This is a genomic window from Bacillus sp. R86525, assembly GCF_042466195.1.
GTDB lineage: Bacteria > Bacillota > Bacilli > Bacillales > Bacillaceae_G > Bacillus_A > Bacillus_A nitratireducens.
Window position 1 is genome coordinate 2,977,153 of the sequence record NZ_JAXHPX010000007.1, and the last position, 20,523, is coordinate 2,997,675.

Sequence of the window (20,523 nt, forward strand, 5' to 3'; positions counted from 1 at the left end):
TAGTTTATTGAAATATTCATTGTACAGTTAGGAGATGATTCAATTGCAAACGCAATATACTGTAAGTACATATTTATTAGATCGACTAAACGAATTAGGAATTGAACATATATTTGGTGTTCCTGGTGATTATTATTTGGCTTTTTTAGATGATGTACTCGCACATAAAAATTTAGAGTAGATTGGCAATTGTAATGAATTAAATGCGGCATATGCTGCAGATGGATACGCTCGCATAAAAGGAATCGCAGCGAGGAAGTTCTTGAAATTAAGCCTTTTATCTCTGAATCATCTTTATTTACCGAAGAGTTCATTCCCAAAAAACAAATCGTTACGCAAAAACGATTTTGGCAATAAATGTATCATTTTTTAAAAGAAAACGATGTCTTAATTGCAGAGCAAGGAACACCTTTCTTTGCTAGTTCCACTATCCCTTTACCAAACAACACTACATACGTAGGGCAACCATTATGGGGGGTTATACATTACCTGCTCTACTTGGTACACAGCTCGCTGATTTATCGCGACGTAACATTTTAATTATTGGTGATGGTTCTTTCCAATTAACTGTTCAAGAGTAATCGACTGTACTTCGTCAAAATTTAAAACCGATAATATTTTTAATCAATAACAATGGATATACTGTTGAACGTGCGATTCACGGCCAAAATCAACCGTATAATGACATACAAATGTGGGATTACACTAAACTAGCAAACATATTCAGATCAGAAGAAAAAAGCCTAGCATTTAAAGTGGAAAATGAAATAGATTTAGCAGAAGTCTTAACTAAAATAAATTTTAATATGAATCGACTTATCTTTATTGAAGTTGTAATGAGCCAAGGGGATCAGCCTGGATTGTTAACTTGGGAAAAGATTCGGCAAGCAGAATTCTTAAAAAGAAAAAGCGTAACTATAAATAATAACAAGTTAAGCTAAGAGCTATAAAACTTATTATTATACTCAAAATACACAAGGAAAAGGATGGCATGTGCCATCCTTTTTGACATATATTGAACTTTCCCTATTTTTAAGACCATTCTTCTACTAACGCCCAGTATAACAAGTAAAAATTTTTAATCCATCTTTAACTTTATAGCTTTTGTAGCAATAAAAGTTTTAATATGCTTATCTAATATCCTAGTTCCACCAAAATCATCCTCATAAAAACCGGTTATAACTAAACCAGCTTCAATTTGACCTTGAATTTGGTCTTCAAGAGTATGTGCATATTCTATTGTTTGATTAGAATTCACATACTCTTGAACTTCATCCTCTGGTAAATAATCTAGTGTTGATGATGGTATTGAATGTTTAACATCTAGAATACCTTTTTGTTCTAAGTTGTCATCAAAAATCCATAGTAATGGATTTGTAAATCCAGAAATAAGAATACCTCTATTCTTTAAAACTCTTGACGCCTCATTCCATACAAGATGAACATCTTTTACAAACAAATTAGAAACAGGATTTACGACAATATCAAAATATTCATCTTCAAAATCACTAAGGTCTGACATATCTCCTTGTACTGTTTTTAAAGTTAGCCCCTCCCGTTCCGCTACCTTTTTATCTTGTTCCAACTGCTTTCTTGATATATCAGTAACTGTTACATCTGCTCCAGCAGCAGCTAGAACCGGTGCTTGTTGCCCTCCACCTGATGCTAAGCACAGTATCTTTAATCCCTCTAATGACTTTGGAAACCAATCTCTAGGAACTGATTTTTCTGTGGTGACTGTGATTTCCCATTCACCTGATTTACTTTTTTCGATAACCTCGCTACTTACAGGTTGCGTATATCTAGAACCTTCTTCAACCTTTTTATCCCATGCATTACTGTTTTGTTGAGTTGTATCCATTATAACTATTCCCCCTAGCTATCTTGTTACATTTTAAGTGTAAGATCATTAACTATTTATTCTTTCCTTTTCTATTAACCTGCCTAATAGCTAATATACACTTTTCTATATTTATATTAACAGATAAAAAGCGGTAAGAAATATAAATATTCCAAATAGAAATAAAATTTAGTGTTTAATTAATATAACAGTAGAATTAGTGAGTTTAAACAACTCACTTACATATAAAAAGGCGTTCCAAACCTGTTGACGGTTGGAACACCTTTTTACATGTTATTTAAATTTCCAACCTCTTAACTGAACTCATTAAACAAATAAATTACAATTTATTCCACAAGTGTTAACTGCCAAGACACACCATACTTATCATTTAACCAACCAAATTTTTTACTAAATGGATAGGAACCTAAAGGCATTAATACTGATCCATCCTGCGCTAGTTTATTAAAGACCGTTTCAATTTCTTCTTCCGTCTCACAAGTTACATAAAGAGACATAGCTGGAGTGAATGTAAAATCATGCTTTACGTAACTATCAATACACATGAACTCTTGTCCATTTAGCGTAAAAGTTGCATGAATTACAGTTCCCTCTTTACCTGGTCCATTCTCATCATAACGAGAGATACTTACAATTTCTGATTGATTAAATAGCGATGTGTAAAAATTCATCGCTTCCTCAGCTTTGCCCTCAAACATTAAAAACGTCGTAATTTTTTGATTTGTGTTACTCATATAGAGACAGCCCCTTGTTATGTATTTATGTAAAACATACATTGGCCAACAAAAACCGAACGTATATTCTTATAAATATATTGTCTATAAAAACGATGAGTTTGTCAATTATCTACTTTCTTATTTCTTCTTAAATAATGCTGTCCAAAGAAATGATTCTCCAAACATAGTATTTGGTTGTTCAATTTGTTTCATCTTCCTAATTTCTATCACTTCAAACTCTTTAAATATTCCCCTTAATTTTTCTTCAGAATATGCAAGACCACCTTGTAGACTCCATCCTCTATATACGTCCCAATCCGTTATTTCTGATCCATTCCTCTCATCTAAATCGCCAGCTGCAAAACATGTTAATCCGAAATAACCACCAGATTTCAATGAATTTTTAATTAAATCGACATAATTCATTCTTCTATGCGGTGGAATGTGATGCAAACAGCCCGAATCGTATACAAAGTCAAATTCATTTTGAGCACCTAAATTAAAAATTGAATCACAAATAAAGTGAATTTCTATTCCTTTTTCTAATGCCCTCTCTTTCGCCCAATTAATACCTTCTATAGATAAATCTACTGCTGTTACATCAAATCCCTCATTTGCTAAATAAATTGCATTTCTTCCTGGACCACATCCAAGTTCTAATACTTTCCCTTTTGAAACACTCTCTTTTTGTATATACGAAACTAGATTCTCATCTGGAACATTTTCAAAAAACGGAACATCTTTTTCTCTATTCACATAAAATTCATTCCAAAATGGTTCTGCAGGTCTTAATAATGAATCAAGCATTTTTAATATATCTTCTTGTGTACGTAGCGTTTCATTTTTCATTTATATCCCTCCATAATCAATAGTCAGAAAATTATTATATCTCTTTTTGAACTTTCAAACAAAGAAAAAACTCCTATATTCAATAGGAGTCAAAAATATTATCTCTTTAAAATCCAAGTACGGTTAACCATTTTAACAACTTCTCTTCTCGCACTTTCAAATCATCGTTTCTATACTTACCCATCTGTATTTCGCTAACAATTTCTCCGTCCGCCATAAAAAGAACTCTTTCTGTTTTAGCTGCTACCTTTACATCATGAGTTACTAACATAATAGTAGTTCCATCACGGTTAATATTTAGTAATATTTGCATTACCTCTTCTGTTGATTTTAAATTTAGAGCACCAGTTGGCTCATCAGCAAAAATAACATTTGGATTATTGATGAGCGCTCTACAAATAGAAACTCTTTGTAATTGCCCTCCAGATGCTTCAGTTATATAATGAGACGCTATATCACTTATCCCCATTTTCCCCATTAGCTCCAGAGCACGTTTATTTACTGTTTCCTTACTCTCATATTTCGCTAAATATGCTGACAAGATGATATTATCAAATAGATTCAAGTTTCTTAGAAGGTTGCTCTGCTGAAAAATAAATCCTATTTCAGTAAGGCGCAATTTGGCTAACGCTTCTTCTTTCATACATGATATTTCTTTACTATCAATTTTCACACTTCCTGATGACATTTGATCCATTCCACTAATATTATATAATAACGTCGATTTCCCAGAACCAGAAGGCCCCATGACCGATACAAACTCTCCCTCATAAATCTCTAAATCTATATTTTTTAACACATGATAAGTTGCATTTCCATCTATTGAATATTTTTTGTTTAATTGCTTTACTTCTAAAATTTTTTTCACGTTACAACCCCTACTCCCCATTTCGTTTTAAATCGTTTGTTTGTTTCATAGTAAAACTACTGAAAAGTGTTGTTGCTGTCACAGATATAAATAATATAGCTGGACATATTACATAAGAAACGATAGGATTTACAACAAATTTTATTTGAGCTGCTCCCATAAATGAACCTAACCAACTTACTAGCATTTCACCAAACGTAGCAGCTATAAATGTCCCTGTTAAAATGCCTATTAATACAATGACAATAGAACGAGTTATATACTGTATACGAATATCTTTGTCAGAAAAACCGATACTTTTCATAATTAATATTTGTGAAGAATCTTTTGCCAATAACATTTTAAAAAACATTGCAGTAATTAAAACCGATATCAATATAGCCACCAAAATTGCCACTTGAGTCACGAATCTTAATTGTTTAATTGTCTCTCCTAAAGTTTGAGATAAATAATTATCCGTATCTGTTATTTTTGCAGAATTAAAATTTTGTTTATACTCCTTCACTTTTTCTTGCAGATTCACTTTGGGTTTCATATCTACATTTACTATATACCATAATATATTTTTTTTATTATAAGAAAAGCTCGCTTTAGCTGTTTTGCCGCCATTTGTTACATCTTGATATATACCAGTAATAGTTAGCACTTTCTCTTTTCCTTCTACAAATAAAACGATCTCATCCCTTACATTCTTTTTTAATTCATTTGCGTTCATATAAGAGAGAGCGATCTCATTTTCATTTTTTGGTGCCATACCTTTAACATATTCTATTGGAAATTGAGTGAAATCTCCTACTTCTACATTTAAGTTTTCATTTGTACCATCAGCTTTCACCATTTTAAATGTACTCGTTACAAATGCTGCATATTTTTCTACTTCTTCATCATTTCGTATATATGAAATTACGTCCTTAAATCGTTTATCTATATTTTCAGATTGCTGTAAATCTATTCGTATATCACTCTTTCCTGTTCCCATGTAATTTACAAACTTCGGTGACTGAATCGTATACAAAAAGTTAACAGGTACAACAATCATGAACACGGCTATGATTAAAACGATACTTAATACGCGATATAACTTAAATCGTTTCACTACATCTTGTATACCAATAAAGATATTTACATTTGTAATTTTAGTTTGATAGAGAGAAAAAAATCTTCTAATCTTTCTTTTTCCTAGTTTATCTCTTGATCGTAAAGCGTCTATTGCTGTAATTCTCCTGAAATTCCGCAAAATGATGCAGCAAAAAAGGATAACGGCTAGAAATAACAATGTTGTGACTATCAATGGCACAACATAATGTAAAATACTTTTATTAGCTGTCCCCATATAAAGTGCGATGTTAGAGGTAAATATTTTTGTAACAAATAACGAAAGGATATATCCACATATACATCCGATAGCGGAAATAACAATATATTTTGTTACATATAGTTTTTGAATATCTTTACTTTGAATGCCGATAGCTTTCATAACACCAATTTCCCGATAATCTTCTTCCATTGAAGTCATAATCGTAAATCTAATACATAAAATCGCGATTAGCATTAATAATGCACTTATTATGATAAGTACTGCAGCTATTATTCCATCTGTTAATGAATTGAGTGTTTTAAAGAGTGAATACGTAATAGAGGGACCTTTTTGAGGTAAGTTCGATGACTGGTATAGATTTTCAAATTCATTTATTTTATTTAAATCTGTTAGCTGGAATTCAATAAGATATTCACTTTCTCCAAAATTCCCCTTTATTCTTTCGAAGTCTTCATCGCTTATTACAAATCGTTTTGAACTCACAAGTGATGGGTTCATTTGAACATCACGAACAAATGCCGAAATAGTAAATTCTAGCTCATTATTATTTTTCACAACCCATATTTTATCTCCAATACGCAAATTATATTTTTGCATATAATAAATTGGTACACCTATTTCCCCTTTCCTAACATCGATCACTTCATTATTTAAATCTAATAAAAAGTCAAAAATAGTATTTTGCTTAACGAAGCTAATGTCCATTACACTATTATGTTCCGCTTGATTTTTCTTCTTTATAAAAATGTTAGATCCGCCTATTTGAACCATCTCTGCTGTTTGTTGTTTTTTTACAAAAGGAGTTTGCGCTACAAATGAATTAATTGACTTTTGGTTTATTTCTCCGGCATGCATTTGTACGAAGTGCGGTGCGTTTGATACTTTAAATAATTGATCCATTGAGTTCAATAGATTTATAACGTTACTTGAAGCACTTGCCATTAAAAGACTGGATAACATGATAAACATAAATAAAATGGTAATTATCATTTTATTTTGAGAGAAATCTCTCTTTAACATTCTCCTAATCATATTAAGCTAGTTCCCCTCACTCCATAATATTTTCTTCGTCACTATCGCTATTATTATCATTATGAAACTAATAGCTAATATAGGTAAATAAATTTTCATACTGAATCCTTCAAACATAAAACCATAAATGACTTGCCCAATTGGTGCCATACATTGAGATACCGCTGTTATAATTGCCATTACTTTTCCTAGGTTTTCATTTGGTGTTTTCTTTTGGACTACAGTAATCACATAGATGGATACAATTGTCATGATTATTGCAATTAGAATAGAAGAAAGTATAAAGAGGATAAATGGTGGATAGTATCCTAAATTAAGAATAACCGGCATAACTGAAAGTGCCATTGGTATTACTAATAAAGCTATTAAAAGCATCCAGTAATACAATGTTTTCATCTGTAGCTTTTTCGCAAAAAAACCTATTGATAATGCACCCAAAATAGTAGCAAAATCGATTAATCCCATTCCAATTCCGTATAACATGTCGCTACTTTCCATTGTTACTCGTATAATAATTGGAGCACCAACAACAAATAGCGGTGTAAGTATTAAATTTAGTAATGCAGCTAAAAGCATAGATTTCAAAATAAATGGTTGTTTTAAAACATATATAAATCCTTCTTTCATATCCTTTACAATTGTCGGTATGATATGGATTTCTCGCGCTCTTTTTATAAAAGGTATTGTAATAAACATTTCTAAAATCGCAGATAAAAAGAAAGCAAGACAACTTATTATTACGAGCATTTTCAAACCAATTATGCCGTAGAATATTCCTCCTAATACAGGAGCAACTATATTAGATAATGCTTGCACACCATTTACGATACCGTTCGCTTGCTCTAACTTATTCTCTGGAACTAATTGCGGTATACTCGCCATTACAACAGGTGAATACATTGCACTAACGACTGCTAGTAAAAACATAATTGTTCCAATCAATATAATAGATACAGTTCCAGTAAATAACAAAACTATAAAGCTTAATACAATCGCAGCGTTGATAAAGTCAAAAATAACCATTAAATTACGGCGATTGAAACGATCTGCTATCGCTCCGCCAAGAGGAGCTAGCAAAAACGGAATACTCGTTACCGCATATAATCCTGCGAAGATATCAGCACGTCCTGTTATATCTAATACATATAAAGACAGGGCAAAACGTAAAAGTGTTGAACCTAAAATAGTAATAATCTGCCCACTTACCATTAAGTGAAAATCTTTCATAGAAGATTTTATACTTGCTGGCATCCTCATCACACCCTTCATTTAATTTCGACCGACTGTCGGTCTATAATAATTAAACAGAAATCATGATTTCTGTTTAATTAAAACCTCAACCATATAATCAAAGGACCCTTTTTTCGCTCCAACAGATACTTCCATCATTTTAATATAAGCTTTAGCTCTCCTTATCATTTCTTCCTGCTTCCACTGGAATAAACCTTCATCAAATATGACTTGTGCTGAAGAGAGTAATAATTCAATCGTTTCTTGTGGGTATGGTGTAGAAAATATGCCTTCATCGATTCCTTGTTCTAAAATCTCTGCTAAAACAGGAGATAAATGAATAATGGATTGTACTATACTTTTTTGATGCATTTCCGCATTATTTGGCTGATGAAATTGCTCAATCATTTTATCTTTTATATCTCCTGATTCTGGTGATTGTTCCATTAAAACTCGAAATAACTTATCCAAAACTGGGATATTAGGATTAGAGACAATTGCTTTCGCTTTAGCAACATCTGCTTTAATAATCCTCATAATAATTTCATCCATTACTTCTTCTTTCGACTTAAAATAATGATAAAACGTCCCCTTTGCTATACCAATCTCTTTTAAAATGTCATTTACTGTAGTTTTCGTATACCCTTTTGTAACAAACAAACGTTCAGCAGTTTCTAAAATTTCATTTCTACGCTCCCCATACTCTTTTACGATCCTCATTCATGTACTCCTTCCTACGGACCGACTGTCGGTTTATTTAAAGTATATGTTTAGTATGTAAAAAGTTTCCTGTTATCATACATATACAACAACCTACTTTATATTTCCTTTATGAATTTTAAAATTTATTTTTAATACGGTGAATGAAATTTTTAAAATTATTCCTATGCAATCACCCTTGTACTTATATCGACTGCGTTGTTTAAAAATAAAAAAGAGCCGCAATGCTTTGCGACTCTTTTAGAATAATAACTATTTAACGGCCACGTCTTTGCTGACCTTGTTTTGTTCTACTTTTCTTATTATTTGGCTTATTAAATGATCGATTGTTATCATTTCTCGAAATATTTCTTGAATCGTTTCTTGGACCACCTTTTGAACCACTTCTTGAACCTTCACGGCTATCTCTTTGACGATATTGACCTGATTTCTTTGGAGCCGGCTTTTGTACCGGTTTTCCATTTTCATCTACATTTTTTATCATCGGTTGTTCGATTATTTCTCTTTGTATTGGTGCACCAAGCGTTTTTTCAATTTCTTCTAAATGTTTTTCATCTTTCGCTGCAACGAACGTAATTGCAAGACCTGATCCACCTGCACGTCCTGTTCGGCCAATTCGGTGAATATAACTTTCTACATCTTCAGGGATATCAAAGTTAAATACGTGCGTTACACCATCTACATCAAGTCCACGAGCTGCTACATCCGTTGCGATTAAGTACTGAATTTTAGCTTCGCGGAAACTCTTCATAACTCTTTCACGTTTCGCTTGAGGTATATCACCATGAAGTTCAGCACAATTATAACCTAGTCCTTTTAAATTATCATAAAGCTTACTTGCTCTAACCTTTGTACGACAGAAAATAACTGCTAAAAATGGCTGATCACGATCCATAACAAAACGAAGTGCATCTGGCTTTGCACGATCTGTCGTCTCAATGACACGCTGTTCAATTGTATCTACCGTTACTTCTTCACTTTGTACTTGAATCATTTGCGGCTCATCCATATAACGTTTCGCCAATTTTTTAATATCTTTTGGCATCGTTGCTGAGAATAACATCGTTTGTTTACTACCAGGTGTCTCATCTAAAATATCTTCAATATCATATAAGAAACCGAAATAAAGCATTTGATCCGCTTCATCTAGTACAATCGTTGAAAGATTACTTAAATCAATTGTTTCACGTCGTATATGATCTAATAATCGTCCTGGTGTCGCAACAACAATATGTGTATTACCTTTTAATTTTCTCAATTGTTGCGCTACATCTTGCCCGCCATAAATCGCTAGTACATTAATATCTTCTCTTTGAACAAGCATTTTTTTAATTTCAGTTGTAATTTGCAGTGCTAGTTCCCTTGTTGGCGCAACGATTAAAGCCTGAACATCACTACACTCTGGATCGATTTTTTCTAAAATCGGTAACACGAATGCTAACGTTTTACCCGTTCCTGTTTTCGCCTGCCCAATAATATCTTTACCTGACATAATAACAGGAATTGCCTTCTCTTGAATTGGTGTTGCTTCTGTAATTCCATTTTCACGTAATGTATGATTAAAAGTTTCACTAATTCCTAATTCTAAAAAGTTTTTCAAATAGACCACTTCTTTTCCTTATTTTTCACATTAGCTTTCATTGTACCATTTGTTTCGCCAAATATGAAAAATAAAAAAATTCTTATCTTCTTTTTTTATATTCATCCTGTACTAGATGAACAAATTCTTTTTGTTTTTTCTCGGATTTTATTAATGCTTCCATGTTAATAGAAGACAAAATAAACTTTTTAATTTTTCTATTACTCCAAATTAAAATTGTATACTTCGGATCTTCATGTAGATTTCGAAACCACTCTAATTCACTTAATTTTGCGATATGATGTTTTAATTTTATGTCATTTCGAGGATAAAATAAAATTATATCTGCTATGACATCAAATAATGAGCCCAAGTTATTCCCTCCTATAACTTCTTTAATGAAGATATTAACCTAATTTTAAAAATCATTGTTTCACCAATTCAAAATAAATTACACCAATATGTACATCAAGGAACTAAGTTCTATCATTTAATATGTAATACGAAAGCATTATATAACCTTCATTTTGATTTAGCATATGAGCTTATCTTTCAGAAAGATGGTTTGCAATATAAAATGGAAAAATCCTAATAGTGCATTAGAGATATTTATTAAAGTTTTTATAGCCTTACCATATCAATTTGGGAATTTAGTGCGTTAGAAAACCATTTAGATACATTTAGCCATATATTGTACGCCAATAATATAGTAGTAAGAAATTTACAAATGAAGGATATAGAAAGAGTAAGGGGGTATGGCTAATTAATCATGAAAGTATAGTGCGGTTATATGAATAAATAGGCTTCATTTGCAGTAACATAGTATGTTTTCCCTTTACTGCTGCGTACTTTGTACTGTGGCGAACCATTGACACTCACCTTTGCATCAATCATAAATCCCTGCATCTACAGAACCAGATCCATATTTATACTTCCAAGATGGAGCATCATAGAAACGTAGATTGTCCACTTTGAAAACAATACGTTTTCAAAGTGGACAAATAAACTGTGCTTTTCTTATCGAGTAGCAACAGATACTTCTGAAAGAAATAGACTACATCGTAATAGGGGTTATATTCACAGCTGTAATTTTACAAGTTGAAATTGCAAACCTAACGGTTGTAGTTGGATTTATAGGTAATGTCCCTAGTACTATACCAAGTCCTGTTTGTTCCACGCTAAAATCTGCTGCAATAGAACCATTACTTGCTAAAAGACTTACTGTAGATCCGATAAACGCATCTAGTAATTGTCTAATTGGTCGTTCACGACATTCACACTCGCATCCTACATCGGTAGGTGGAAGTAATGTAATAGGTGGTCCTGGTGGTAAAAAACCTACCCCTGTTACATCAGATATATTGACCACAAAGGTTGTGGTGCCATCTGTAACTGTAACTAAAAAATCATTCACGGAAGTGATAGTAAATAGAAAAAAAAGCGGGGGCGTGTTGGGTGTGTCTGCAATAGTGCCAAGAATAACAGTTTCTCCAATAAGTTGTTGTAAAACGCTTTGCATAGGTAAAACACAGCAATCACAAAGACAACCTTCAGTTCCTCCTGTTGGGCCTGTCTCTCCTGTTGGGCCCGTTACTCCTGTTGGACCCGTTATTCCTGTTGGACCCGTTACTCCTGTTGGACCCGTTACTCCCGTTGGGCCTGTCCCTCCTGTTGGACCCGTTACTCCTGTTGGGCCTGTCCCTCCTGTTGGACCCGTTACTCCTGTTGGACCTGTTGGTAAAGTAAATGGTGGGATTGGGGGAAGTGTAGGGCCAATTAAATTTGGATTTAATGCATTAGCTTGAAGTATCCCATTTATCTTTTGTATTTCATTTTTATCAAACACATAACTACCTCCTATGAGTGTACTATACTGTAGTAATACAGTTACATATACATAAACTTCATTGATCGTAATATAATATGTTTTCTCTATACTATTGTGCACCTTAAATTGTACTGAACCTTCCATATTTAATTTCCTAAAAATTGTAAATACCTCACCTACATCTACAAAACTATCCACGTCTTTCTCCTACCAAGATCGAGCATCCTAGAAACGTAGAATGTTAACTTTAGAAACAACACGCTTTCCTACAATAGAAGAATCTACTGTACTTTTCTTACTAAACTTCACATAGGATGAATTGTTCTTAATCCATTGCTCTCCACCAAAATTTAACCAACCAGCCTTTTCGCCCCATTCAACATAAGCTTCTGATTTATTTAGTTGACGAATCTTAGAATAGCTTGTGTCTGGTCCTTTACGTAAATTAACGTTGTAACCTTCAATATAAGCTATACCATCGGTTACAGCTGTTGGTACTTCTGTTGGTTTAGGTGGCTTTCAGATACAGAAACATCCACACTAGAATTATTGTATGCGCGTTGTACATCAGCACGGGATTGAGCTCCTGATCCGCCAAGATATTTAATCACATCGTAGTGAATCCACAATCCTTTTCCTACAGATAACTTGTTATCTTTTAAGATTTCCACTAAAAGTTTTACGTATTTTTCATATGAACGCTCGAGCTTTGTATGGTCTGCTGTTTCACATAACTCTACATGTACAAATCGTTTATTAGCAGCAGATCCACCGCCATATGCAATGTATTTTATGTTAGCGATTTGGATTGTTTCATCTCAATCAACAGCATATTGAACAAATGCGTTTCTCCATGTACGAGATTCATACTTTTGAATATTTCAGAAGTCGCTGTACTATGAGCTACTACGCCCTCATAAACACCTACGCCAAAACGATATGGTTGTTTTGGTAAATTAGGGATAATAAACGTTCTATCAGCAAAAACACTTGTAGCAAATGAACCAGCAAGTACTAGAATCATAAGGAACGAGGTAATTAGCTATATTAAAACCAGCCAAAATTGGAATGAATGTAAGTGATTGATTATTTATATCCTTAATTCCTTTCAATATTATTGTTGTATTCGGATTCATATACGCTATAAACAATCTAATAATTATTATCAAGATAGCTGGTATTAAGAAATCAAAAGTTTTTTCTGCCTTCGTTGCAGAACGCAAATAATTCATTTAAACCTCTATCGGAAACTTATTTGCTTTCCAAAACAGATTTTCTCTTCGTCCATCTCCATAATCGTATCGCTTAACAAGCATTGTTTTATTTTGAACAGGTATTCGCTTATAAATATCGAAATATACAATAAGAAAAAACAATAAAATTGATTATTCTTTCGCTTCTTTGTCCATCCTTTAAAAAAATCTATGTTTTTGTAAAAGGAGTGTTTATATGGAGAAACAGACACTTTGGAAAAAATTCAAAAAAAGCTCAGCGAACCTCGGGAAATCAAGCGTATATGAAAGTATTATTTTATACTACACAATGAGAAAAAAGGAGCTACCTACTAAAGCGAAATTTATAATATTAGCCGCTTTATCTTATTACGTATTAGCAATCGACTTCATTCCAGATATAGCTGCTATTATTGGAATTGGCTTATTAGATGATGTTTTAGCAATCGCTATAGCGCATAAATTTGTAATGCGCCATGCAGACGCTGAAATTCGAGAAAAGAGTAGAATAAAAATGGAGTCATTATTTACTTCAGCACAAGCATAATTAAACTATCTAGTCATTTACCTAGCTTTTTACTTTCAAAAAAGCTAACTTTAATTATTGATAGTTCTATTTAACCTTCACCATGAGAGCATTACAGAATAAACTCTTAATTTCTCTTAGCTCTCAAACCGTAAACAAATAGGGTGTCAGTACTTGTTCCTAAGTTCTGACACCCTATTATTTGTTCTTATATTTATCTGTTATACAATTCATTCAGGAAAGATTCTAATAGAGAAATTCTTATATAAAGAAAGACCATAATAGTGCTGATAATTTATAAAGTTGCATGCGTACCCCTATACAAAACTGCTATTGCAACTACTATAAGAATCATCCCCATAAAAGCAGGTGCAGCATGACCAAGTGTTACATAGATTTGCCCTCCAATGATAGGACCAATCATTCTTGCTAAAGCTTGAATAGATTGACTTCCACCTTGAATCCTTCCTTGTTCACTAGAATCGACAGACTTTGAGAGCATCCCATTGAATGAAAGGCCCGAAAATTGAATCACCAAAGCCAAACATTAACATTCCAATGATAAGAAGAGGATATAGGGAAAACAAAGCAGATGCTGCAATAAAACTGTAGCCAATAATCTCCGAAACCATCCCAAGTATTGCTATTTGTTTATCACTAAGCTTGATCAAAAGCTTTGGCATTATAAAAGCTTGTGAAATGATGTCTTGAAAGCCCATAATTGAAAACATAAGTCCGATTAGTGCAGGCTTCCAGCTAAAAGTATCCATCGTAAATTGTGTGAAAATTGCTTGTAAAGATCCGTTAGGTATCCAAAGTAAAAACGCTGAGACAAGTAACCATTTTAAGTTTTTCATGGAAAGTATGTTTGCAAGCTGTGCAAAAGGATTTAACCTTACAAAAGTAATCTCTTTCAACCTATTATTTTTGGCAAGACTCTCGGGCATATATTTCATCCCATATAAAACATTTAATAAAGTTATGAACGCTCCAAAATATAAAGGTACAGAATGACCAAACTTGGCAAGTAATCCCCCAAGAGTTGGTCCAATAATGGTTCCTACACCTACCACTGCACTCACCCATCCAAAGTACTTCGTTCTCTGTTCTGGAGGAATTATGTCTGCAAAATATGCAAAAATTGTACCTATACTCCCTCCTGTTATTCCTTCTATTATGCGTCCAGCAAATAGTACCCATAAAGCCCCTCCTATACCAAAAACTAAGTACCCGATTGCACAACCGAAAAGACATATTAAAAGTAATGGACGACGGCCATATTTATCGCTCAAAGCCCCGAGTGCAGGAGCAGCAAAAAACACACAAACCGCATAAACAGAGGTCAGTAGCGTAACAACTAGAGCCTGTTCTTCCGGACTACTTATATAAGGCTGCACTAAGAATGGCACTACAGGCATAATGATACTGAAACCTATTCCACAAAGAAATACAGAAATAAGGCCGAATATTAAAGCATGTTTATCTATGTTTTTTTCAGTTTCGCTTTCATTTTGTGATCTAAAAATAGACATTTAACTTCTCTCCTTAAAATATTTTGTTGCTTAGTCAACAAAATATTAACTCTGTTTTGTTGATTAGTCAACAAAAATACAATAATGAAAAGGTAGCCTGTTCATAGTAAGGCTACCTTTTTATTATTTAAATGTATCCCGCATGAACCGGAAAATAAGTTAGTTTTCGGGATTAACTACCCGTAAAAGCCCGAATGCTTCAACTTTATTATGACTTAATATGTATACCTTGTTTCTTTATTTCTGCATCCAAATGCCTACTATACTTTTCCACGAAGTTAATTATACTGTCGAATTCTGCCTCGGTTACTTGCTCAAATACAGCTTTATCCCGCTCTTGAAACTCATTGTGCAACTCTTCGTGAATTTTATATATTTCTTTCCCTTGTTCAGTAAGCCTAAAATAGATTTCTTTTTTATTCTCTGATTTCTGGTAACTTTCGATAAGGCCTTTTTTTATGAGCTTCTTAGTCATTCTACTTATTGCACCGCGAGTCACATAAAAAGCCTCTGCAAGTTGTGTCACGTTAGAATCTGTATTGTTTTCAATATATTCAATACAATGTACTTCAGAAGACTTAAAACCCTTCAGACCTGCTTCCATCTTATCCTTATTTAGCCAAACCATCTTATTATATAATTCCCTGAAACCGTTCATGACCTGTTCTTCCTTATTCATGGCCTATCCTCCTAACCGCTCATTCATACATTAAAACCATTATATTAAATTTCTGTTTCTGTTTCGACAATATTGATATAATTATTTGAGTTATCTTTGAATATAGACGATTACATATAATAATTTACTATACAGTAGACAAAAAGTAAGAGCTAAGATTAGTTTTCTTAGCTCTGCTTTCATAAAATTTATGTTATTTAAATACTATTTCACTTCATTAGCTACAAAAAATTGCTCACAAACACTTGATATACGTTGCAAGTCTACGTTCCCACCAGATATAACCGCTACCACTTTTTTCCCTTTAATATATGTATCCACTTTCCCTGCAAGTAGAGCAGCAGTAGCTAATGCACCTGCCCCTTCTACAACAGCTTTTCCACGCTGTAATAAGTCTTTCATCGCTACTTCTAATTCACCTTCTGACACTGTTACAATATCATCTACTAATTCGTTTACAACCTCAAACGTTAAATTCCCTGGTATTTTAACTGCGCAACCATCTGCTATAGTAGGTGCCTCGTAATGTTCTACAATCGTGCCTTTGTCATAAGATGCCTTCATCCCATGAACATTTTCTGCTTGTACACCAATTATATTAATGGATGGATTAAAAGATTTTAATGCAACAGCAATACCAGAAATAATGCCACCTCCGCCAATTGGTACAATGACAGTATCTACATCCCACATATCATCAAGAATGTCCAAACCAATTGTACCTTGACCAGCCATTACCTCTACATCATCATATGGATGTAAGTATGTTTCGCCTGTTTCCCTAATAATCTCCTCACATTTTGCCTTCGCATCATCAAAAGTTTCACCATATAGAATCACTTCTGATCCATATCCTCTAGTTGCTTCAACTTTTGCCTGAGGGGCAGAAATCGGCATCACAATTTTACTCTTAATACCAAGTAAATGAGCAGATAAAGCGACTCCTTGCGCATGATTACCAGCGGAACAAGCAATTACTCCTCTCTCTTTTTCCTGATCTGTCAACTGTGACATTTTATTAAATGCACCACGGAATTTAAAAGAACCCGTTAATTGCATATTTTCTAATTTCAAGTGAATTTCTCCGCCTGTTTTACTAGTCAAATAAAATGATTTTACTAGTGGCGTTTTACGAGCATTTCTGTCTAAAATGTTTTGAGCTTTTTTAATGTCTGCTATATGTAATGGTAGTTTTTTAGTTATCATACTAATACCCCTTCTCATGATTTATGATTTACTATTTGTCTCATTCCTAAGTTTTCGTAGGCAATAACTCCTTTATACGCGACCAACCCTGTAAAAAAATCATTCCTCATATATGTACGCTATTATTTACTGTACATATATGCAAACAATTCAACATCCTCTTCATATCACGTTCTTTGTAATGATTCAGGCATGCAATTTGGATCCAGTTATTCTTTTGTAAATACGCTGATTCATAATGGACGATATATCCTTGTAGCGCTAACATATCACCTACCGCTTTAGAAGAAAGACCTTCGCTTAATTGAATGGTAAGTATAACTGATGCGGCATGTTCTTTAGGTGAAACAAGATTTAAACCCATATTAGTAATAGCTTGTTCAATATATGCATACGTCTCGTTTATTTTTTCAAATGCCATTTCATCATCAAATCTTTTTAAGGCTTCTTGCAGTGCATAAATTAAATTCCATGAATGAGAATATGGAATACTTTCATTTTCTTCATACATACCAACGTCCATATAGGCCGGTAATGTCTCGTTTACTTTCACATTATGATTATAAAAAACGAAAGATAATCCAGTAAACGATTTAATTGCCTTTCCGCTAACACCGCTTGCAAAATATACATCTTTCAAATCTATCGGTATTGCTCCAATTGAGCTAATACAATCTACACATAGTTTCACTTTATACTTTTCACATAAAACATTTAGTTCGTCTAAATCATTTAACATTCCGGTTGATGTTTCATGGTGAACAAACCAAAGCCATTCATAATTGCCAGTTTCCATTATTTTTTCTAATTCTGTATAAAGAAACGGCTCTGCCATTTCTTTTTTATACGTATCATAATGTAATTGCGCACGTGTTGCATGTCCCACTAACCTATTTCCAAATTCCCCATTTGTTAAAACTAGTCCTTTCCCTTTTAAAGAATTCAACTGTAAAGCAATGGCATCATTCGCTAACGTCCCTGTTCCTAACATGATTTGCACACGTTTTGCTTTTGTCATTTGCAGTAAACGTTTTTTCACATTTTCCATTGTCACTTGAAATGACTTAGAACGATGCGAAATAGGCTTAGTAGAAAATGCCTTTCGAACATTCTCTTCAATATCCACTGGACCTGGTAAAAACGTAAATTCTTTCGTCATTATCCCTCCTACACTTGACGCTTCAAACATAGCAGGGGTAACATACATTGGCTGGAAGGCTGCTTCTTCTGTTCCAATTAACGTATGGAAAGACTTGAATCCCATTTGTTCGTATAAAGGTAGTTCACGTGTTGTAGCAGAAATGAGTGCTAATTCATATCCACTTAGAAGCAAATAACGATGTAAAAAGCGAATTAAACCTAATAATGCTCTTCCATTTCGGTATTCACGTTCTACTGAAAGCAAACGAATTTCATATACATGTTCTCCATGTTCTTGCAAATAAAAATCTAGATTTGAAATTTTATTATCTAATGAGAATGGTCGTTTTCCTCGCAATGCAACCATACCTACTAACTTATCGTCATCTAAACAAATCAAATATGTATTTTCATCATGAAAACGATCAATACGAACACGCTCTTTCGTTTCTTCGTGTTGCGGAATTTCTTCTACAAATGTTTTATAATTCAATTTATGTATACATTCAAATTCCCAAGCTTGATCAGCAACTTTATATATTAACCCCATGTTGTATCTCCTTTATGTATTTAATAAAAATTATAAGTGGAGATTTACTCCACTTATTAAAAGTTCGTTTCATTCTCGATTTACATATAAAATAAGTACAATGATAAGAGCACTTAAAATAGTCGTAACAATTGAGTAAGAATATAAAATCATGCAAACTGGTAAACAAGCGATTGTAATTAACCCTGGCTTAGTAAATCCTTTAAAGATTAAATAAAATATAATGAAAACAGCAACAAGAGTAAGCGCTATCAAATAATCAAATGCGATTAATCCTCCGATAAATGTTGATATGCCTTTTCCGCCCTTGCCTTTAAATACAATTGGATAAATATGTCCAAGTAAAACAGCCATTAAAGCTACCATTACAAATGTAGAATCCCAAAAAAGGTATTTTGCAATAGAAACTACGATTGCCCCTTTGATTGCATCACCTAAAAATGTAGCGATGAAATACCCTTTTCCATATACGCGCCCCATATTTCTTGCACCAGGATTACCGCTTCCTTCATCCCGAATATCAACGTTATGTCTCCATTTCGTTACTATATAAGCGGTCAATATGTTTCCAAATAAATAAGAAGCCACTACATACAACAATTGCATACTATTAATCATGTAATTATTCACCTTCTACATAGGAATACTTATACAATATTCAATTACTATGTATATTGTACTTTTCTTGTTCTACATTCCTTTATACATTTTAACATCATATTTTTACAAATCATACCAAAAGTCGCATTTAGTTATTTACACATTAAAATATATATCCTTCATTAAATAATATGTTCCTTTCGCTACAACTTCTGATAGTGTTATAAATGTAACCTCTCCCATACTTTTCTCACAGCATTTCTTAAATTCAGCATATATTTCAGGTACTGAACACAATATACTACCACTAACTGCAATTGAAGTTAATACATCAAACTGCATCTTATTATAATTATTTACTGTAATTCCCGCCAATTCCTTACCAGCTTGCTGCATAATTTCATATGCATCGTCATTCCCATTTCTCGCCTCCCGAATAATTAATGGCGCGATTGCTGCAACCTTATCTTTTGAGGAGGTATATACTAGACCTTTTATGTGTGATGGCGTCAAAAGTTTAAACTCATTTTGAATGTTTAAGCTTAATGGACAAAGTCTTATTCCTTGATCAAATTGCAATGCCATTCTCTTTAAGGCTTGCAAGGCAATCCAATAACCGCTTCCCTCATCACCTAAAATATGTCCCCATCCACCGCTATACTCGTACACTTCTCCTTTCTTTCCTATACAAATTGCACCTGTACCGCCAATCGTTAAAATTCCATCCTGCCCTTTTAAAGCAGCTGCATGTGCAATCATTGCGTCATTAAAAACTTCAATTTGCGTTTCATATTTCTTTATTAATCGTAATGTTAATTCATTTGTATTCGCTCCACTTATACCCGCTAACCCTAAACAAATACAAACGCAGTGCCCATCTATTAAAGCTTTCTTGCATTGATCGATCGCCTCCATAATATGCGAAACTGCTTTTTCATAATCTATTAATATATTTCCAAACCCACTCGTACCTCTTACAACTTCGTTTCCGTCTTGATCAAATGCAATTGCTTCTGTCTTCGTGCCCCCACCATCTACTCCAATCATATACTTCATA

At 33.4% G+C, this 20,523-nt stretch carries 18 protein-coding genes and 5 pseudogenes; 4 read left to right on the forward strand and 19 right to left on the reverse strand.

Features of this window, described 5'->3' with window-relative positions; all coding sequences use genetic code 11:
• Nucleotides 1-43: 43 nt before the first annotated feature.
• Both SJY24_RS17865 and SJY24_RS17870 read left to right on the forward strand, forming a co-directional pair.
• Nucleotides 44-181, forward strand: coding sequence for a thiamine pyrophosphate-binding protein (locus tag SJY24_RS17865; protein ID WP_377865669.1), 138 nt, complete (start codon nucleotides 44-46; stop codon nucleotides 179-181).
• Between the two features lie 65 nt (nucleotides 182-246).
• Nucleotides 247-900 (forward strand): annotated as a pseudogene (locus tag SJY24_RS17870) (thiamine pyrophosphate-dependent enzyme); the annotation flags it as partial.
• Nucleotides 901-1,078: 178 nt separating this feature from the next.
• On the opposite strand, the gene SJY24_RS17875 reads toward SJY24_RS17870, so the two are convergent.
• From SJY24_RS17875 to SJY24_RS17915, 9 genes are all read right to left on the reverse strand, one after another.
• Nucleotides 1,079-1,861, reverse strand: a complete 783-nt coding sequence (locus SJY24_RS17875; protein WP_219918432.1) for a class I SAM-dependent methyltransferase — start codon at nucleotides 1,859-1,861, stop codon at nucleotides 1,079-1,081.
• Nucleotides 1,862-2,187: 326 nt separating this feature from the next.
• Nucleotides 2,188-2,595 (reverse strand): VOC family protein, encoded by a 408-nt coding sequence (locus SJY24_RS17880; RefSeq protein ID WP_377865670.1) that lies wholly within the window; start codon nucleotides 2,593-2,595, stop codon nucleotides 2,188-2,190.
• 120 nt (nucleotides 2,596-2,715) lie between these two features.
• Nucleotides 2,716-3,426, reverse strand: a complete 711-nt coding sequence (locus tag SJY24_RS17885; RefSeq protein WP_377865671.1) for a class I SAM-dependent methyltransferase — start codon at nucleotides 3,424-3,426, stop codon at nucleotides 2,716-2,718.
• 106 nt (nucleotides 3,427-3,532) lie between these two features.
• Nucleotides 3,533-4,294, reverse strand: coding sequence for an ABC transporter ATP-binding protein (locus SJY24_RS17890; protein ID WP_377865672.1), 762 nt, complete (start codon nucleotides 4,292-4,294; stop codon nucleotides 3,533-3,535).
• A 10-nt stretch (nucleotides 4,295-4,304) separates the two neighbouring features.
• Nucleotides 4,305-6,644: an ABC transporter permease gene (locus SJY24_RS17895; protein WP_377865673.1), complete on the reverse strand. Its 2,340-nt coding sequence runs from the start codon at nucleotides 6,642-6,644 to the stop codon at nucleotides 4,305-4,307.
• Between the two features lie 6 nt (nucleotides 6,645-6,650).
• Nucleotides 6,651-7,913, reverse strand: coding sequence for an MFS transporter (locus tag SJY24_RS17900; RefSeq protein ID WP_377865674.1), 1,263 nt, complete (start codon nucleotides 7,911-7,913; stop codon nucleotides 6,651-6,653).
• A 42-nt stretch (nucleotides 7,914-7,955) separates the two neighbouring features.
• Nucleotides 7,956-8,594, reverse strand: coding sequence for a TetR/AcrR family transcriptional regulator (locus SJY24_RS17905; RefSeq protein WP_377865675.1), 639 nt, complete (start codon nucleotides 8,592-8,594; stop codon nucleotides 7,956-7,958).
• A 256-nt stretch (nucleotides 8,595-8,850) separates the two neighbouring features.
• The gene (locus SJY24_RS17910; RefSeq protein WP_377865676.1) at nucleotides 8,851-10,203 is read right to left on the reverse strand and encodes a DEAD/DEAH box helicase; all 1,353 of its coding nucleotides are present in this window, start codon (nucleotides 10,201-10,203) and stop codon (nucleotides 8,851-8,853) included.
• 73 nt (nucleotides 10,204-10,276) lie between these two features.
• On the reverse strand, nucleotides 10,277-10,546 hold the full coding sequence (locus SJY24_RS17915; RefSeq protein WP_377865677.1) for a hypothetical protein: 270 nt from the start codon (nucleotides 10,544-10,546) through the stop codon (nucleotides 10,277-10,279).
• Between the two features lie 18 nt (nucleotides 10,547-10,564).
• Here SJY24_RS17915 and SJY24_RS17920 point away from each other — a divergent pair.
• Nucleotides 10,565-10,753, forward strand: a pseudogene (locus SJY24_RS17920) (hypothetical protein); the annotation flags it as partial.
• Between the two features lie 206 nt (nucleotides 10,754-10,959).
• Here SJY24_RS17920 and SJY24_RS17925 read toward each other — a convergent pair.
• The 4 genes and pseudogenes from SJY24_RS17925 to SJY24_RS17940 form a co-directional block, all read right to left on the reverse strand.
• Nucleotides 10,960-11,161: pseudogene (locus tag SJY24_RS17925) on the reverse strand (N-acetylmuramoyl-L-alanine amidase); the annotation flags it as partial.
• 66 nt (nucleotides 11,162-11,227) lie between these two features.
• Complete coding sequence (locus SJY24_RS17930) at nucleotides 11,228-12,019, reverse strand: exosporium leader peptide-containing protein (RefSeq protein ID WP_377867270.1); 792 nt, start codon at nucleotides 12,017-12,019, stop codon at nucleotides 11,228-11,230.
• Nucleotides 12,020-12,061: 42 nt separating this feature from the next.
• Nucleotides 12,062-13,025, reverse strand: a pseudogene (locus tag SJY24_RS17935) (N-acetylmuramoyl-L-alanine amidase); the annotation flags it as partial.
• Nucleotides 12,979-13,233, reverse strand: coding sequence for a hypothetical protein (locus tag SJY24_RS17940; RefSeq protein WP_326997821.1), 255 nt, complete (start codon nucleotides 13,231-13,233; stop codon nucleotides 12,979-12,981). The gene SJY24_RS17940 and the pseudogene SJY24_RS17935, both read right to left, overlap by 47 nt.
• A 217-nt stretch (nucleotides 13,234-13,450) precedes the next feature.
• Between SJY24_RS17940 and SJY24_RS17945 the strand changes: the two genes are divergently transcribed.
• A complete protein-coding gene (locus SJY24_RS17945) occupies nucleotides 13,451-13,780 on the forward strand; it encodes a YkvA family protein (RefSeq protein WP_377865678.1) in 330 nt (109 codons plus the stop codon).
• 274 nt (nucleotides 13,781-14,054) lie between these two features.
• Here SJY24_RS17945 and SJY24_RS17950 read toward each other — a convergent pair.
• The 6 genes and pseudogenes from SJY24_RS17950 to SJY24_RS17975 form a co-directional block, all read right to left on the reverse strand.
• Nucleotides 14,055-15,291: pseudogene (locus SJY24_RS17950) on the reverse strand (MFS transporter).
• 208 nt (nucleotides 15,292-15,499) lie between these two features.
• On the reverse strand, nucleotides 15,500-15,970 hold the full coding sequence (locus SJY24_RS17955; RefSeq protein ID WP_215556353.1) for a MarR family transcriptional regulator: 471 nt from the start codon (nucleotides 15,968-15,970) through the stop codon (nucleotides 15,500-15,502).
• Nucleotides 15,971-16,174: 204 nt separating this feature from the next.
• Entirely contained in the window at nucleotides 16,175-17,176 is a 1,002-nt protein-coding gene (gene tdcB, locus SJY24_RS17960) for a bifunctional threonine ammonia-lyase/L-serine ammonia-lyase TdcB (protein ID WP_377865679.1), read from the reverse strand.
• Nucleotides 17,177-17,282: 106 nt separating this feature from the next.
• Nucleotides 17,283-18,866, reverse strand: a complete 1,584-nt coding sequence (locus SJY24_RS17965; protein WP_377865680.1) for an aminotransferase class V-fold PLP-dependent enzyme — start codon at nucleotides 18,864-18,866, stop codon at nucleotides 17,283-17,285.
• A 69-nt stretch (nucleotides 18,867-18,935) separates the two neighbouring features.
• Nucleotides 18,936-19,484 (reverse strand): glycerol-3-phosphate 1-O-acyltransferase PlsY, encoded by a 549-nt coding sequence (gene plsY, locus SJY24_RS17970; protein WP_377865681.1) that lies wholly within the window; start codon nucleotides 19,482-19,484, stop codon nucleotides 18,936-18,938.
• Between the two features lie 138 nt (nucleotides 19,485-19,622).
• Nucleotides 19,623-20,522, reverse strand: coding sequence for a BadF/BadG/BcrA/BcrD ATPase family protein (locus SJY24_RS17975; RefSeq protein ID WP_377865682.1), 900 nt, complete (start codon nucleotides 20,520-20,522; stop codon nucleotides 19,623-19,625).
• Between the last annotated feature and the right edge of the window lies 1 nt (nucleotide 20,523).